Source organism: Candidatus Poriferisodalis sp., assembly GCF_965215815.1.
In the GTDB taxonomy this organism is placed as follows: domain Bacteria; phylum Actinomycetota; class Acidimicrobiia; order Acidimicrobiales; family Poriferisodalaceae; genus Poriferisodalis.
In genome coordinates this window covers 535633-550056 of sequence record NZ_CBDCEO010000012.1, presented here as the reverse complement: position 1 = coordinate 550056, position 14424 = coordinate 535633, and the positions used below count along the sequence as shown (strand labels likewise).

Genomic DNA, 14424 nt, shown 5'->3' with positions numbered 1-14424 from the left:
CGTTGCCTCCCGCCGCTCAATTGCCCTCGAAGACCGCTGTACCGGGCCCGCCGGTGAACATGGCCTCGGTGCCGCGCCGGACGTCATTCGAAGCCCACATAGCTGCAAGTTCGTCGCTCAGCGCTTCGTCCGCGGCACGAGTGCCTTCGTTCACAGCGATGTTGACGACCCGCTTGATGACTCCCAGCGCAACCGTCGGTCCGGCGGCCAGCTGGCGTGCGAGCGACAGCGAGGCGTCCTCCAGCTCGTCGTCGTTCACCACCAGGTTCACCACGCCAAGACGCTCCAGCTCGGCTGGCCGGTAGCGGCGGCCCAGCATCGTGATCTCGCGTGCCCGCGCCGGGCCGGCTCGGGCGACCAGCCGCTGAATGGCGCCCAGCAGCGGAACCAGCCCAAGCGTGACCTCCACGGCGCCCACTTGGGCCGATTCGGCGGCGACGATCATGTCGCAGGCCAGCGCCAGCTCGAAGCCGCCACCTAGCACCGCGCCGTGGACCGCCGCCACGGTCGGCACCGGGATTGATTCCAGCCGGTCGAGCACCGCAGCCGGATCGCTGGCAGTGCCATCGTCGGGACCCAACGCCTTGACATCTGCTCCAGCACAGAAATGACGCAGGTCGCTGCGCACCAGGATCGCCCGGGCGCCGGCAGCGACGGCGTCCTCCTGTGCCGTGCAATACCGGTCAATGAAGTCGGCGCCGATCAGGTTGTGCGGCGGGTGTGACAGCGTCACCACTCCCACTGCGCCGTCATGGGAAAGTCGGATCATTATCGGCTCCTGCTGACTGGATATTGCGCGGGCCCCGGTAGCGAACGAATCTGCGCCAATTTCGTACTGGCATCGTCCGTCGCTTTGGCGCTTGGCGCTTGCGTGATAGTAGACACTCGCGCATCGCGTCGGGCAACCGGTCACGAGCCAGCTAGCGCTGTGTCGGCAAACCTACGCGCGGGTTCGCGATACGCCGTAGCCCTTGGTTTCCGGCGTCAGGGCGGATTTCGACCCGACGAACGTTTGCACTGTCGCCGGCGAACTGGGGGCCGGGTGCTGGCGTCCCGCAGTTCTCACAAGCTGCGTCAGCAGGGCCCGAAGGTGTTTGCGCCCACACAGCGAGATCGGTGGCGCCATGCGACCTGCTGATCCGGCGACGGTGATCGGGCAGCGCACACGCCCGCAACGAGTGCATGGCGTAGCGGTGTTTGGAGTCGCGCTGGTGTCGGCTCGGATGCGGTGGGGTCGCGCTGGTGTCGGCTCGGATGCGGTGGGGTCGCCCTGGTGTCGGCTCGGGTGCGGTGGTGCCGTTGGGGGGTCGTTGCGGGTGCGGTGGTGCCGTCGGGGTGTCGCTTTGAGGCTTTCGTATAACACCCCTCATTTACAGTCATTGTCATGAAGCGCTCAGACGTTCGCAGCGATTCGGCGGCGGGAATGCCGACTGGCTCCGTGCCGCCGAACGACGCGGCTGTGACCGTGCCGCCCGCGCTGTCGTCGCCGGCTGAGCCGGTGTCGCTTCTGGTCGGGCCGGCTGGGCCGGTGTCGTCTCCGGTCGAAGCAGTGTCACCTTCAGCCGAGCCGGTGTTGCCTTCAGCGGGGTCGGTTGGGCCGGCTGGGCCGCTGACGTCCCCGGTCAAAGCAGTGTCACCTTCAGCCGAACCGGTTGGGCCGGCTGGGCCGCTGACGTCCCCGGTCAAAGCAGTGTCACCTTCAGCCGAGCCGGTGTTGCCTTCAGCCGAACCGGTTGGGCCGGCTGGGCCGGTGTCGTCTCCGGTCGAAGCAGTGTCACCTTCAGCTGAGCCGGTGTTGCCTTCAGCGGGGTCGGTTGGGCCGGTGTTGGCGGTTGAGGGTGTGCTGGGGGTGCTGTGCGGTGCGCGTGAGGTGGTCACCAGAGCGTCGCGGGTGCCGCTGGGCGACGCCGGCTGCGACACGCTCGCCGATGTCATCGCCGCCGCGGCACGGTTGCGCTCAGCAACAGACGCAGTGCTGCTCGCAGCGACCGCCGCACTCGAAGCCGCCCGCCCAGGGTCGGGCCGCTCGACCTTGCGTGAGCGGGCGCGGCTGAGCAAGCGCGACGCGAGGCGCACCGTGGAGGTCGGCGAGCAGGTCGCTCTGATGCCCAATGTTGCTCGGGGCCTGGCGGTGGGCGAGCTGAACGTCGAGCACGCGGCTGTGCTCGCCGACGCTGCGCGGCGCACCAGCCCTGACGCGGTCGACACCGCTGCCGAGCTGCTCGAAGCCGCCGCGGTGGTGTCGCCTGAGACGCTGCGCGACCAGGCCAAGAAGTTCACGGCCCGTCACGACCCTGCCGCCGCGCAGACCGAGCTGAGCCGTCAGCGCCGCGATCGGTGTGCTTCGTTGTTTGTCGATGAGTCCACCGGGATGGGTGTGCTGCACGCCAGCTTCGACCCGATCAGCTTCGCGTTGGTGCGCCAGGCACTCGAGAACTACAACGACGCCCTGTGGCGTCTCGACGGCGGACGCGACGCCACACCCAACCAGATCCGCGACAACCGCCAACGCCTCGCCGACAGCCTTTTTGAGATCGTCACCGACCGCAACGCCCTGGCCACCATCGACCACCCCGCCGCACACGGCCACAACACCAGGCGCCGCCCACAACCTGATGACAGGCACGGCGGGTGCAGCGATGACGACCCGGGCCGCAACAGCAATGCCGAGCACCGCGGACACAGCCGCGACGCTGACGGCTACACCGAGAACCCTCGGGACGGCGGCGGCAGCGCCGACCGGGGCCGCAACAGCGATGCCGAACCCCACCGACACGGCGGGGACAGCGATGCCACGCTGAGCGGAGACGGCGATGTCGCCTCCGAAGGCCCGTCGGGCCGCTCGATCGATCGCTGGCGGCCCGCCCAAGCACCCAACCAGCTCGTGATCATCGCCGAGATCGGCGTCATCGACGGCACCCGGCCCGACGGAACATGCGAACTCCTCGGCGCCGGACCCGTCCCGCCGTCAATCCTCGACGACCTCTCGCCCGACACGCGCATCGCAGGCGCTCTGTTCGACACCAACGCAGAGATCCTGTGGCTCGGACGCAGCCGTCGACACGCCAGCGTCGCCCAGCAGCTCGCCGTCGCCATACGCGACCGCGGCTGCGTGCTGTGCCGCTCACCCATGCACCGCTGCGACTACCACCACATCGACGAATGGGCAGCCGACAACGGCCTTACGGACGTGCCCAACCTCGCAGCCCTGTGCGGCGACTGCCACCACAAGCTCCACAACAACAACCAGCGACTCCAGCGGCGCCCCGCCCCCACCAGATGGAACACCACACCCCGCACCCACACCACCAGCGAGACCAACGGCACAACAGCGACAGGACCCCCATGACCCCACCCCTCGCGGCCCGCGACACCAACGCCAACGACACCAGCCACACCCGGCGACACACCCACCAACGCCAACGCCACCAGCCACACGGCCACACCCGGCGACACACCTACCAACGCCAACGACACCAGCCACACGACCACACCCGGCGACACACCCACCTGTTGTGCGTCTGAGTTTGCCGCGGAGGGTCCACCGTGGAATGAACCAAGTCTGATCGTGTTCTCGCTGACGCGTGAAGGAGCATCAGATGACTGTCAGCGAGGGTCGGCGTCGACCGAAGAAGCTGTCCGCGGAGACGAAGTGGGAGATCTACTTGCAGGTCACGGGCGGAGAGATCACCCAGGCCGACGCGGCCCGGAAGTGGGGGGTCGATGTGTCGACGATCATCTCCATCCGCCGGACGGTGAAGGACGCGGCGCTGGCTGCGCTGGCCCGCAAGCCGGGTCGCCCGGCCACCGAACGGAACTGGGAGCTCGAAGCGGCCCGGGCAGAGATCGGTCAGCTCACCGAGGCGATCAAGGTCCAAGCGATCGAGTTGGCCATCGTCCGGGGAAAATCCGGCTGGGACTGAACGGACCGGTCCCGGCGAGAGTCCCCGCCGAGGCCAAAGAGCTGGTCCTCAACACCGTCGACGACGCCGTTGCCGCCGGGTTCTGGCACACATGGGCCACCGGTGTGTGGCAGGTCTCCGACGACCGGGTGCACCGCTGGCGGGCCCGCCGACGCGAGCTGGGCACGCTCAGCGACCTCGCCCCGGGCGGCGCGCCGGTGCATGCCTTGCTGGCCGACGAAGTCGCGGAGGTCCTCGCTGTCGCTGAAGAGTGGGGACCGGTCGACCGGTCGCACCGCAAGCTCGCCCACCGCGGTTCCTATGTGGGCCGGGTGTGGGTGGCCCCCTCGACGTTCCGGCGCGTTCTGGCTGCCCACGGGCTTGTGCTGCCCGAACAGCCGCCGACACCACGGCGGCCCCGCACGCCGTGGCCGCACTGGCTGGTCTACCGAACCGAACAGGATCTGGATCTGGGACGTCACCCACTTCGGGCAGGCCCGGCGCTGCGTGTTCGCCATCGTCGACATGGTCTCGCGCTACTGGATCACCAGCCTGGTCTCGACCGAGGAGACCTCCACCCAAGTGCGTGTCATCTTCGACCAGGCGTTGCTAGCCCAAGATCTCGACGAGCTGCTCACCGACGACCGCCTCGATCTCGACATCGACGACCCCGACCGGCCGATCCTGCTCGCCGTGTCCGACAACGGCCCGGCCATGACCAGCCACGACACCCGCGCCTACATGGCGATGATGGCCATCGCCCAACACCACGGCCGACCCCGCACCCCCACCGACCAAGCCTGGATCGAGAGCTTCTTCGGGCACATCAAGCACGAATGGCCCCACCTCGACGAGATCACCGACCCGGCGTTGCTCGACACAGAGCTGGCACGCATCCGGATCGACTACAACGAAGTCCGGCTGCACGAAGCGATCGGCTACGTCACCCCCGACGACGAACACCACCAACGAGGAGAACCGATCCGCGAGGCCCGCCGGCAAGGCCTCCAACGAGCCCGCACACGACGGCTCGACCACAACCGCCGGACCACCACCAACAACCCCGAGAACACAGCATGACTTGGTTCATTTCTCAGCCGATCTCCGCGGAAGACTCAGACACACCTCACACCAACGCCAACGCCACCAGCCACACGGCGACACACCCACCAACGCCAACGCCGGCTACGGGCGAACGTTTGCGATCACAGCACTAGCTCAGCGACCCCAGCACCTCATCGGTGTGCTCGCCCAGCATCGGGGCACGCTGCCAGGCCCACCAGTCTCCGTCGGTGGTGAACGGCGAGCCGGGCACGGTATAGGTGCCGAGCACCGGGTGCTCCTCGGTGCGCCACCAGCCGACCGCTTCGAGATGCGGGTCGTGACGCAGGTCGCCGACGGTGTTGACCGGCGTGATGGGAATACGCCGCCGCTGACCCTCGACGAACAATTCCTGCTTGGTGAACTGGGTCGTCAGCTCCTCGACCCACGCGTCCACGGCTTCCAGCGCTTCGCGTCGCACCACGATGTCCACGAAGATCTCGTCGAGAATGCCTTCGTTGCCGGTGAGCTCGTGAACCCACTGCGCCACGGCGTTCCAGTGGGTCGGCTGGATGGCGATGATCGCCACGTAGCCGTCAGATGCCGGGTACATGCCCATCGGGCTGGTGACCGGCCGGCGATTGCCGGCTCGCGGTCGAGGCACCTGGTCATCGAGATAGAGCGGGACACCAGTCTCGGGCGACAGCCACAGGCCGACTTCTTGCAGCGAGAGATCGATGGTCTGACCCAGCGCTGGCTCACCGGATGCCCCAGCTTGGTTACGGGTACGCACCGACAGCATCGAGCCGATCAGCGCATGCAGCGAAGCACCGTGCATGAGCACGCCGATCTCCCCTGCAGGTGTCAGCGGCGGACCGTGGGGGAAGCCCACGGTGGACGCCAACCCGCACGAAGCCCAGCCGATGAGGTTCGACGAACGCCATTCGCGTCGCGGTCCCGTCATGCCGAACGGAGTGATCGACACCCACGTCAGATGCGGGAACTTCTCGACGATTCCGGCAACGCCCAGACCGCCCTCACCTTGGGCCGCCAACCAGGGGTACGTCTCCTGGGTGGCTGGCGGAGCATCGTCGAGCACCACGTCGGCGGAACCGATCAGATTCACCAGCGCCGCTGCGTCACCAGCGTTGGTCGGATCGAGCACCACGCTGCGCTTAGTGGCGCCGTAGTAGGCCCACCACAGGCTGGCCTCGGGGCCGGAATGGCCTGGAGCGAGCGGCGGCATCTGCCGGATGGGACTGCCCACGGGCGGTTCCACGCAGATGACATCCGCGCCGAGCGCCGCCCACACGCGGGTCCCGTATGCGCCCGACAGCCCAGTCAGGTCAAGCACCCGGACGCCGGTCCACGGGCCGTGTCGTTGCTGTGGTTGTTGCTGTGCGGCGCTCATTGCCTGCCGCCTATGGCCCCGCCGCCGATGACACGGCCCTCTGCGTCGTAGAACTCCGCGATCCCCACCGACTCGTACCACCGGTCAAAGGGGCGCTCGAGGACCAACTCAGGTCTCGAATCGGTGAACACCGCTCCGTCGGCGACCATCTGCTCCACTTCGTTGCCGGAGTACCCGATCTCGGTGAGCACGTCGACCGTGTCGCCCCCCATGTTCGGGCCTGCCCGTGTGACATACGGCGGTGTCCGGCTCATGCGCAGCGGATTGCGCACAAACAGGTCCCGTCCCAGCCTCGGGCTCGCCACTACCGAGTAAGGGCGGCGGTCGTGCACCTGCGGGTCGGCCAGCACGCCACGGTGATCCAGCACCTCGTAGGCCGCTACGCCCAAGGCCTGCAGCTCAGCAGCAGCCTGCTGCGCGCTTCGGCGGGAGGTCCAGGCAGACAGCTCCGCATCGAGGGCGTCATGGTTGGCGATGCGTTCGGCCAGCGTCTCGTGGGCATAGGTCGCCAGGGCCGCTTGCCCGCTGCCGTCGTGCGCTTCGATGCCCGACCATTCAGCCAGCGCAGCAAACGACTGCCATGCCTCGTCGCTTTGCACTTCGACGGCCACCCACCGGTCGTTACCGGCGCAGGGATAGATGCCGGCTGGCGCAGCCCAGGAGACCCGGTTGCCGTTGCGGTACGGCTCAGGCACACCCATGTCGTGGCCCATCAGGTACGGCCCCAGGAACGACACCGTGGTCTCCAGCTGGCTGATGTCGATGAAGCGGCCTTGACCGGTTTGGTCGCGTTCGACTAGGGCGCTCAAGATCGCCACCGTCGTATGCAGACCGCCCATGTAGTCAGGCGGAGCGATCGAGGGGATGCCTGCAGGCTCCTCGTGTGGAAAGCCGGTGAGCGCGTCCCACCCCACAAGCGGCGCCTGATTCGGTCCGAAGGCACGGAACGGGTAGTACGGCATCTCGGGGTCCACTCCGAAGCCGGTCATGCCCGCGTAGATGATGTCCGGCCGTACCTCGGTCACCGACTCGTAGTCGAGCCCGAGTTCGGCGATGCCGGGTGCTGCGAAATTCGTCAGGAACACGTCGCAGGTGGCCAACAGGCGCCGTGCTGCCCCGAGTCCCTCGGGCTGCTTCAGCTCGAAGCCGACAGACCGCTTGCCCGATGACATCTCCGGAACGTACGGGCTGGTGTCACAGAACACGTCGGCGAGCTCGGGGTCACGGGCCCACGCCGAGCCGAATGCTCGGGCTACATCGGGGTAGCTGCGGGCCTCCACCTTGAAGATCTCAGCCCCGTGATGTGCCAAGACTTGGCCACAGCACGGTGCCGCCACGGCAATGCTGATCTCGAATACCCGGATGCCGGCCAAAGGTCGGGCATCTGCCCCCGTGCCGATCTCGCTGCCCTGCTCGTCTGCCACCTGCGCCTCCCCCATATTGGCGGGACACTAGTCCTCGCTGCCGAGCACCCTTGCAGCGGCGACTTCCGGCCGCGGCCAGGCGCCAGGCGTGATACACCACTGTCGTTCGAACACCTATGTCGGCGTGTCCCCTCGGATACCGCCGCGCACCCAGGAGGAACCGATGTCAGAAAGCCAAGGCACTTCGCCGACTGAAGTGGTCGACCACTTCATCGCCGATATTTGTCGCAAGGACCTCGATGCCGCGATGAGCCATGTCGCTGAGGACTGCTACTACGACAACGTCCCGATCGGCGACATGAACACCCGCGACGAGATGCGCGATTTTCTCAACCCGATGCTGGCCGGCGACGGTCCCGTCGAGTTCGAGGTCCTGCGCCAGACTGTCACCGGCAACACGGTGATGAACGAGCGTGTCGACCGGTTCCACACCGGCTCGGGCCGCCAGATCGAGCTGCCCGTGATGGGCATCTTCGAAGTCAACGACGGCCTCATCACGTTCTGGCGCGACTACTTCGACCAGAGCACCTTCATGCGCCAGATCAAGGGCAGCTGAGCCGGCCGTGGCCAACAACTACGACGGCTTTGACCTGACCGGCAAGGTAGCGGTCATCACCGGGGGCAACAGCGGCATCGGGCTGGGCTACGCCCGCGCCGTCGCCGCGGCCGGTGCCGACGTCAGCATCTGGGGCACCAACCCCGACAAGAACGCTGCGGCCGAGGCCGAGCTGCAGGCGCTCAATCCGTCGGCGTCGGCCCTGCAGTGCGATGTCTCCGACGAGCAGCAGGTCGAAGAATCCATGGCGGCGGTCATCGAGCGCTACGGCCGCGTCGACGGATGCTTTCCGAACGCCGGCATCGGCACTCAGAACCGAGTCGGCTTCCACGAGCACTCGAACGAGGACTGGTTCAGCGTCATCGACGTGAACCTGCACGGCGTCTTCTACACGCTGCGTGCGGCCACCCGCCAGATGATCGCCCAGGGCGAAGGGGGATCGCTGGTGCTGACCTCCAGCGGCACCGCCATACAGGGCGCAGCGCGGGGTCAGGCCTATGCGGCCACCAAGGGCGCCATGTTGGCGATGATGATGGGGCTGTCGGTCGAGATGGCTCGCTACAAGATCAACGCGAACGCCATCATCCCGGGCTGGGTCGAAACCGCGATGACCGAGCGCGCTTTCAGCTGGGACAAGTTCGCCAGCGCCGTCATGTCCCGCATCCCGATGCGGCGCTGGGGCACGCCGGAGGACTTCGGAGCGATCGCCGTGTACCTGATGAGCGATGTCGCTCGCTGGCACACCGGCGACGTCATCAAGATCGACGGTGGTTTCAGCATCTTCTGATTCGCCGGAAGGCGACAACACGCGGGCATCAGCAGCGCCCTACTTGCACTGTCACACGATTCAGCACCACTTGACCCGGCGCGCCTAACATTCGTCCCAGCGGCGACGCGCGGCGCCCGGGGTGCGCGTCGGCACTCGCTGGAACTTCACGGCACGAACGATCTCGTTGCGCGCCGATCACTGGCCGAGGGGGAACAGTGCAGGAATACGACATTCACATCAAGGACGGCACCATCGTCGACGGGACTCGGGTGCCGAGCTACCGGGGAGACCTGTGGATCTCCGACGGCCGCATCGCCCAGATCGGCGGCCGCCCGGACAAGCCGTCCAAAGAGGTCATCGACGCCGGCGGGTGCATCGTGGCCCCGGGCAGCATCGACCTGCACACCCACTACGACGCGCAAATCCGCTGGGATCCGTACTGCTCGATTTCGAGCTGGCACGGGGTGACGTCGGTGGTGCTCGGCAACTGCGGTTTCGGCTTCGCCCCGTGCAAGCCCGAATTCCGCGAGCGGTCGATGCTGACGATGGTCCGAACCGAGGCGATCCCGCTCGCGGCGATGCAAGAAGGAATGCTGCCGAAGTGGGACTGGGAGACCATCCCGGAGTACCTGGATTCGCTGGACGCGGCGCCCAAGGGCGTCAACGTCCTGCAGTACATGCCAACCGCGTCGCTGATGATCTACGTGATGGGCCTGGAAGCCGCGAAGTCGCGGCCGGCCAACATGGCCGAGCGCAAGGAGATGCAGCGCCTGCTGCACGAGGGCATGGATGCCGGGCTCTGCGGCTTCTCCATCCAGCGCCTCGGCCCAAATTCCACCCAGTCCGACTTCGACGGCACGCCGATGGTCACCGACACCATGATCGACGACGACATCTTCGTGCTGGCTGAGGTCCTGCGCGAACGCGACGAGGGCTTCATCCAGCTGACGCAGGCCACGAGCGCCAACGTCAACAATCCCGAGGACCTCTCCTTCAAGCGTCGGCTGGCCGAGGTCAGCGGCCGTCCGATCATCGACAACGTGGTGCCGGTCAGTCAGCGCAACCCACGGGTGCACGAGGAGCGGCTCGAATGGCTTGAGCAGGCGCACAACGACGGGCTGCGCATTTTCGGCCAGGGTGCCTCGATCCGCACGGGATTCGCCTTCTCGCTCGACGAATGGAACCTGTACGACTCAAGTCCGGCGTGGCGCGAGGCCACCACGGGCTCGCTGGAGGACAAGATTCGCAAGATGTCCGATCCGGCCATCCGCGAGCGGCTGCGTGCCGAGACCGACGAGGCGGCGACGCTGTTCGCCAACACGCAAGGCGCCGTCGGCGGGCCTCCCCGCAAGCTGGTCGTACAGGGCGTGACCCGGCGCGAAGACCTGCAGAAATACGTGGGCAGGTCGCTCGGCGAGATTGCCGAAGCGGAAGGCAAGCACTACATCGACGTGATGCTGGACCTCTCGCTCGAGACCGATCTCCGGACCGAGTTCCTGGGCCAGGGTCCCGAGTTCAACGTGGACCACATGTCCGCCGTTTATACCGACTCGCCGTACACGATCCCTGGCGTGTCCGACGGCGGGGCGCACACCAAGTTCTTCTCCGGCGGTGCGTGGACGACCGATTTCCTGGCCTGGATCGTCCGGGACGAGAAGCGCGTCTCCGTCGAGGAAGCGCACTACCGGATGTCGGCGCTGGCAGCCCATGCCGCCGGCTTCAAGGACCGTGGCGTGCTCAAAGAAGGCGCCCCGGCCGACGTGCTCGTGTATGACATGGATGAGCTGGCCATCGATCCCGAATGGATCGGCGAGGCGGTCTACGACCTGCCAGGCGGCGAGTGGCGGCGCGTCCAGCGTGCACACGGTTACCGGCACATCCTGGTGAACGGCGTAGAGACCTTCCAAGACGGCGAGTGCACCGGGGCCACCCCCGGCAAGCTCCTGCGCCACGGCCGCGGCTAGGAGCGCTAGCGAATAGGCGGCTATGTCTGGCAGCACCGACTGGCTCAAATCTGTGCAGAAATACCCGTACAGCGGGCAAATTTGCACAGAAAAGGTGTTCCAGCAGCTTTCGAGCCGCCACCTATCCGCGCTGCCTCCAACGGCCGCGACAACACAGCGCGGCTAATTGGCGGCGATCACCTCGGCGAGGGCAGCAACGCCGTCGCGGATGTCATCGTGGGTCAGGCTGCCGAAGCACAGGCGCATTCGTCGCGCTCCCCACTGCGGGTCGACTGACCAGGCCGCGCCCTCGTTGAACTGGATTCCCCGCTCAGCGGCGGGAGCCAGGTATCGAGCGGTGTCGGTGCCCGATGGGAACGTCAGCCATACGAAGATGCCGCCCTTGGGATCGGTCACCTGGACCGGCCCGCCGAGCTTGATCGCCACTTGCGACAACGCGCCGAAGTGCGTGGCCACGGCGTGGCGCATGACGCGGCATTTCTCGCGCAGCGTGGCCCGCAGCTCTCGCACGTGGTCGATGAAGTGCGCCCCCGAATACTCCGCCAGAATCAGCTGCTCGACAGCTCCCGTGCCGGCATCGTCCTTGAGCGCCACGAGCTGTCGCATCACCGGTGCTTCCGCAGCGATGAAGCCCACACGCAGCGCCGGCGCGATGGACTTCGAGAACGACCCGCAATACACGACGCGGCCGACATCGCCGCCGTCGCGCGCCAGCGCAGCGATGGCGGGCGGGCGCTCGCCATCCCACTGCAGATCGGCGTAGCAGTCGTCTTCGAAAACCACGACGTCCCACCGCCGGGCAACCTCCAGCACCTGGTGCCGTCGTTCGGTCGGCATGACCGAGCCGGTCGGGTTCTGAACGGTCGGGATCGTGTAGATGAGCTTGGGAAGGCGGTCTTTCGAAGCGAGCTCACCGAGCAGCTCATCGAGCGCTTCGGGCACGATGCCGTCATCGTCGAGTCGGGCCGGTTCGCAGAGCGCTCCCGCCCGGGTGAGCTTGGAGATGATCCCGCCGTAGGTGGCTTCTTCTGCAACCACGACATCGCCCGGTTCGACGAAGGCTGCAATCACCAGGTCAAGTGCTTGCAGCGAACCGGAGACCACGAGCACGTCGTCGGCGCTGATGGGCAATGCAGCTTCGGCTGCCAGATTTGCCGCGATGAACTCTCGCAGCGCCTCGTAGCCCTGCGGGTTGCCGCCGAGGTTGTAGGTGGCGAGTGCTGAGCCGTGCCTGTTGATGGCGTTGACGGCCGCTTCGGCCAATCCGCCCACCGGCACACTTGACGAATCGTTGTTTCCGCCGACGAAGCTGTAGCGCGGGATCGGCGTCCAGGTGGGCGAGGAAGGGGGCAGGCCCGCCGCCAATTTTGATCGCACGTCGAAGGACGCGTGAGTTGGTTCTGTGTGCGACATCGTGTCCGGGCGTCCAGCGATCAGGCGTCTGAGACGACGATCCGCTGTGCGAACAGCCACTGACCGTCGACCTTGCGCACGATGTCGTCGTAGTGCCCCACCAGCAGGATTCGCCCGCCGTCGGGAAGCGGCTTGACCATCTGGAGGTGGCTGAACACGGTGGCTTGCGCGCCATCGGCATCGGCATCGGCATCGGCATCGGCAACGATGTTGGTCACCCAGTGCTGCGCTGAGGCGAATTCTGCGTACTGCTCCTCGATGGCGTAGGCGGCGGCAAAGGCCCGCAGCTCGTCGCGGCCGTTGAACGTGCCAACGATCCCGATGAACTCGCCGTCGGGCGTGAAGGTATTGGCGTAGCCGTCGGCATCGCCGGTGTCGATCGCCTTGTTGTAGCGAGAGATCAGATCCCGGATCTCGACCCGGTCGTCATTTGTCAGCGCCACAGCTCTCCCCCAGTGCTTTGCCAGCGTGTCGGCGTCAACCTACTTCGACACCGGTCGGGCTAGCTTCGCCCACCGGATTCGTTAGCCATGCTTACCGAAATCCAGCAGGCAAAGCCATCACCGAGCATTCACCTTTCTGGATACCTGCCGACGCCCTTGCTTATACTGCGTTCGGTGCGCACCGTCCGGGCATTTCGGTCGAAGCGAGATCGGCGACTCGCTGGCTCTGCTGCGTTGGGTGGACCTGCCCATCAGGCCCACGAACGGCATTGGCCAACGGCGCGCTCGATCACACTCGAGAGCGTCACTCACTCCTACGGCCAAGCTCAGGCGCGACGCCCGCTCGACAGTGAATCGCCCAACCATGGCGGCTACTCAGTTCGCGACCTGTCACTGCATGTCGACCCCGGTGAATCGGTGGCCTTGCTGGGACCCAGCGGGTGCGGCAAGACCACCCTGCTGCGCCTGATCGCGGGGCTCGAACGCCCGCTCGCAGGCACCGTCTGTCTGGGTGACCGGTTCGTTTCGGGCCCGCCTGGGCGGGGCGGTACCTGGGTGGCGCCCGAGTTGCGCCGCGTCGGGATGGTGTTCCAGGACTGGGCGCTATTCCCGCACCTCACCGTGGGTCGCAACGTCGGCTACGGACTCGAGCGGACCAAGCGAACGCCCCACCGAATCGCCGAAGCGCTCGATTTGGTGGGTCTTGCCGGTTTCGAGGAGCGCCTGCCATCGACCCTTTCGGGCGGTCAGCAGCAGCGCGTCGCGTTGGCACGGGCTCTGGCGCCACGGCCCGGAGTACTGCTGTTGGACGAGCCCTTTTCGAATCTGGACGCCTCGCTGCGTGAGGAGGTCCGCAGCGAGGTCCGCCGGCTGTTGATCGAACTCGGCATCACCGCCGTGTTCGTCACCCATGACCAGGACGAAGCCTTCGTCGTCGGGGACCGTGTCGGCGTGTTACGCGAAGGCCAGCTCGCCCAAGTGGACACCCCGGACGGCCTCTACCGCCGACCTGCCGATCCGTTCGTGGCGGACTTCGTGGGCACAGCGTCGTGGCTGCGCTGTGCGGCATCTGCCGGCGTCGCACACACGGCGCTTGGCCGCCTGCCGCTCGGCGGTGCCGGTGCTCCCCGCAGCAATGGCGCCCATTCCGCAGATCCGGTGAAGGGCACGGTGGACGTCATGCTGCGCCCGGAGCAGCTCCGCCTCGCGCCGGGAGCGTCAGCCGAAGTCGAACTCGTGGAGTTCTACGGGCACGACTCGATGGTGGTGGCGAATCTCGATGGCACGCAATTGCGAGTGCGCTGCGGGCCCGATCCACATGTCAGCCGCGGCGATGCCGTGGCAGTCGAGTTCATCGGCACCGACGTCGTGGCGTTCGTACGCCATGGCCAGTCCGCTCACAGCCTGTACGAGGAAACCTTGGAACGAGCCGAGTTGCGATCGCCGGCGGGGACCGAAGGCTCACCCACGCCCGCCGAACTGGAACTCTTCGCCGACTGAG

13 protein-coding genes are annotated in these 14424 nt (G+C 66.8%); 7 read left to right on the top strand and 6 right to left on the bottom strand.

From position 1 onward, the window contains the following. Positions 1 to 16: 16 nt before the first annotated feature. Complete coding sequence (locus ACOOHB_RS04485; protein WP_420443613.1) at positions 17 to 769, bottom strand: enoyl-CoA hydratase/isomerase family protein; 753 nt, start codon at positions 767 to 769, stop codon at positions 17 to 19. A gap of 615 nt (positions 770 to 1384) precedes the next feature. Between ACOOHB_RS04485 and ACOOHB_RS04480 the strand changes: the two genes are divergently transcribed. Together ACOOHB_RS04480 and ACOOHB_RS04475 are read left to right on the top strand one after the other, a co-directional pair. Beyond that, positions 1385 to 3349 carry an HNH endonuclease gene (locus ACOOHB_RS04480; protein ID WP_420443612.1) on the top strand — a complete coding sequence of 655 codons (1965 nt, stop codon included), beginning with the start codon at positions 1385 to 1387 and terminating at the stop codon, positions 3347 to 3349. 250 nt (positions 3350 to 3599) lie between these two features. Then, a complete protein-coding gene (locus ACOOHB_RS04475) occupies positions 3600 to 3923 on the top strand; it encodes a hypothetical protein (protein WP_420443611.1) in 324 nt (107 codons plus the stop codon). On the opposite strand, the gene ACOOHB_RS04470 is transcribed toward ACOOHB_RS04475, so the two are convergent. Continuing rightward, a complete protein-coding gene (locus ACOOHB_RS04470) occupies positions 3851 to 4420 on the bottom strand; it encodes a hypothetical protein (RefSeq protein ID WP_420443610.1) in 570 nt (189 codons plus the stop codon). The genes ACOOHB_RS04475 and ACOOHB_RS04470 overlap by 73 nt on opposite strands. Here ACOOHB_RS04470 and ACOOHB_RS04465 point away from each other — a divergent pair. Then, positions 4410 to 4982 (top strand): integrase core domain-containing protein, encoded by a 573-nt coding sequence (locus tag ACOOHB_RS04465; RefSeq protein ID WP_420443609.1) that lies wholly within the window; start codon positions 4410 to 4412, stop codon positions 4980 to 4982. The genes ACOOHB_RS04470 and ACOOHB_RS04465 overlap by 11 nt on opposite strands. Positions 4983 to 5115: 133 nt before the next feature. On the opposite strand, the gene ACOOHB_RS04460 is transcribed toward ACOOHB_RS04465, so the two are convergent. Both ACOOHB_RS04460 and ACOOHB_RS04455 read right to left on the bottom strand, forming a co-directional pair. Next, positions 5116 to 6354 carry a CaiB/BaiF CoA transferase family protein gene (locus ACOOHB_RS04460; RefSeq protein ID WP_420443608.1) on the bottom strand — a complete coding sequence of 413 codons (1239 nt, stop codon included), beginning with the start codon at positions 6352 to 6354 and terminating at the stop codon, positions 5116 to 5118. After that, positions 6351 to 7778 (bottom strand): CaiB/BaiF CoA transferase family protein, encoded by a 1428-nt coding sequence (locus ACOOHB_RS04455; protein WP_420443607.1) that lies wholly within the window; start codon positions 7776 to 7778, stop codon positions 6351 to 6353. Before ACOOHB_RS04455 ends, ACOOHB_RS04460 begins: the two co-directional genes overlap by 4 nt. Before the next feature lie 163 nt (positions 7779 to 7941). On the opposite strand from ACOOHB_RS04455, the gene ACOOHB_RS04450 reads away from it, so the two are divergent. The 3 genes from ACOOHB_RS04450 (at position 7942) to ACOOHB_RS04440 (ending at position 11067) form a co-directional block, all read left to right on the top strand. After that, positions 7942 to 8334, top strand: a complete 393-nt coding sequence (locus ACOOHB_RS04450; RefSeq protein WP_420443606.1) for a limonene-1,2-epoxide hydrolase family protein — start codon at positions 7942 to 7944, stop codon at positions 8332 to 8334. 7 nt (positions 8335 to 8341) lie between these two features. Next, positions 8342 to 9121, top strand: coding sequence for an SDR family NAD(P)-dependent oxidoreductase (locus ACOOHB_RS04445; RefSeq protein ID WP_420443605.1), 780 nt, complete (start codon positions 8342 to 8344; stop codon positions 9119 to 9121). Positions 9122 to 9318: 197 nt separating this feature from the next. Then, the gene (locus ACOOHB_RS04440; RefSeq protein ID WP_420443604.1) at positions 9319 to 11067 is read left to right on the top strand and encodes an N-acyl-D-amino-acid deacylase family protein; all 1749 of its coding nucleotides are present in this window, start codon (positions 9319 to 9321) and stop codon (positions 11065 to 11067) included. Positions 11068 to 11229: 162 nt separating this feature from the next. On the opposite strand, the gene ACOOHB_RS04435 is transcribed toward ACOOHB_RS04440, so the two are convergent. After that, positions 11230 to 12444 (bottom strand): PLP-dependent aminotransferase family protein, encoded by a 1215-nt coding sequence (locus ACOOHB_RS04435; protein ID WP_420443603.1) that lies wholly within the window; start codon positions 12442 to 12444, stop codon positions 11230 to 11232. Between the two features lie 56 nt (positions 12445 to 12500). Next, complete coding sequence (locus tag ACOOHB_RS04430) at positions 12501 to 12923, bottom strand: nuclear transport factor 2 family protein (RefSeq protein ID WP_420443602.1); 423 nt, start codon at positions 12921 to 12923, stop codon at positions 12501 to 12503. Positions 12924 to 13097: 174 nt separating this feature from the next. Between ACOOHB_RS04430 and ACOOHB_RS04425 the strand changes: the two genes are divergently transcribed. Then, positions 13098 to 14423, top strand: coding sequence for an ABC transporter ATP-binding protein (locus ACOOHB_RS04425; RefSeq protein ID WP_420443601.1), 1326 nt, complete (start codon positions 13098 to 13100; stop codon positions 14421 to 14423). The last annotated feature ends 1 nt before the right edge of the window (position 14424 follow it).

Bases quoted from the DNA above. Each gene is read 5' to 3' on its own strand.
- ACOOHB_RS04485 (WP_420443613.1), bottom strand. From the start codon at position 769: ATGATCCGACTTTCCCATGACGGCGCAGTGGGAGTGGTGACGCTGTCA.
- ACOOHB_RS04480 (WP_420443612.1), top strand. From the start codon at position 1,385: ATGAAGCGCTCAGACGTTCGCAGCGATTCGGCGGCGGGAATGCCGACT.
- ACOOHB_RS04475 (WP_420443611.1), top strand. From the start codon at position 3,600: ATGACTGTCAGCGAGGGTCGGCGTCGACCGAAGAAGCTGTCCGCGGAG.
- ACOOHB_RS04470 (WP_420443610.1), bottom strand. From the start codon at position 4,420: ATGGCGAACACGCAGCGCCGGGCCTGCCCGAAGTGGGTGACGTCCCAG.
- ACOOHB_RS04460 (WP_420443608.1), bottom strand. From the start codon at position 6,354: ATGAGCGCCGCACAGCAACAACCACAGCAACGACACGGCCCGTGGACC.
- ACOOHB_RS04450 (WP_420443606.1), top strand. From the start codon at position 7,942: ATGTCAGAAAGCCAAGGCACTTCGCCGACTGAAGTGGTCGACCACTTC.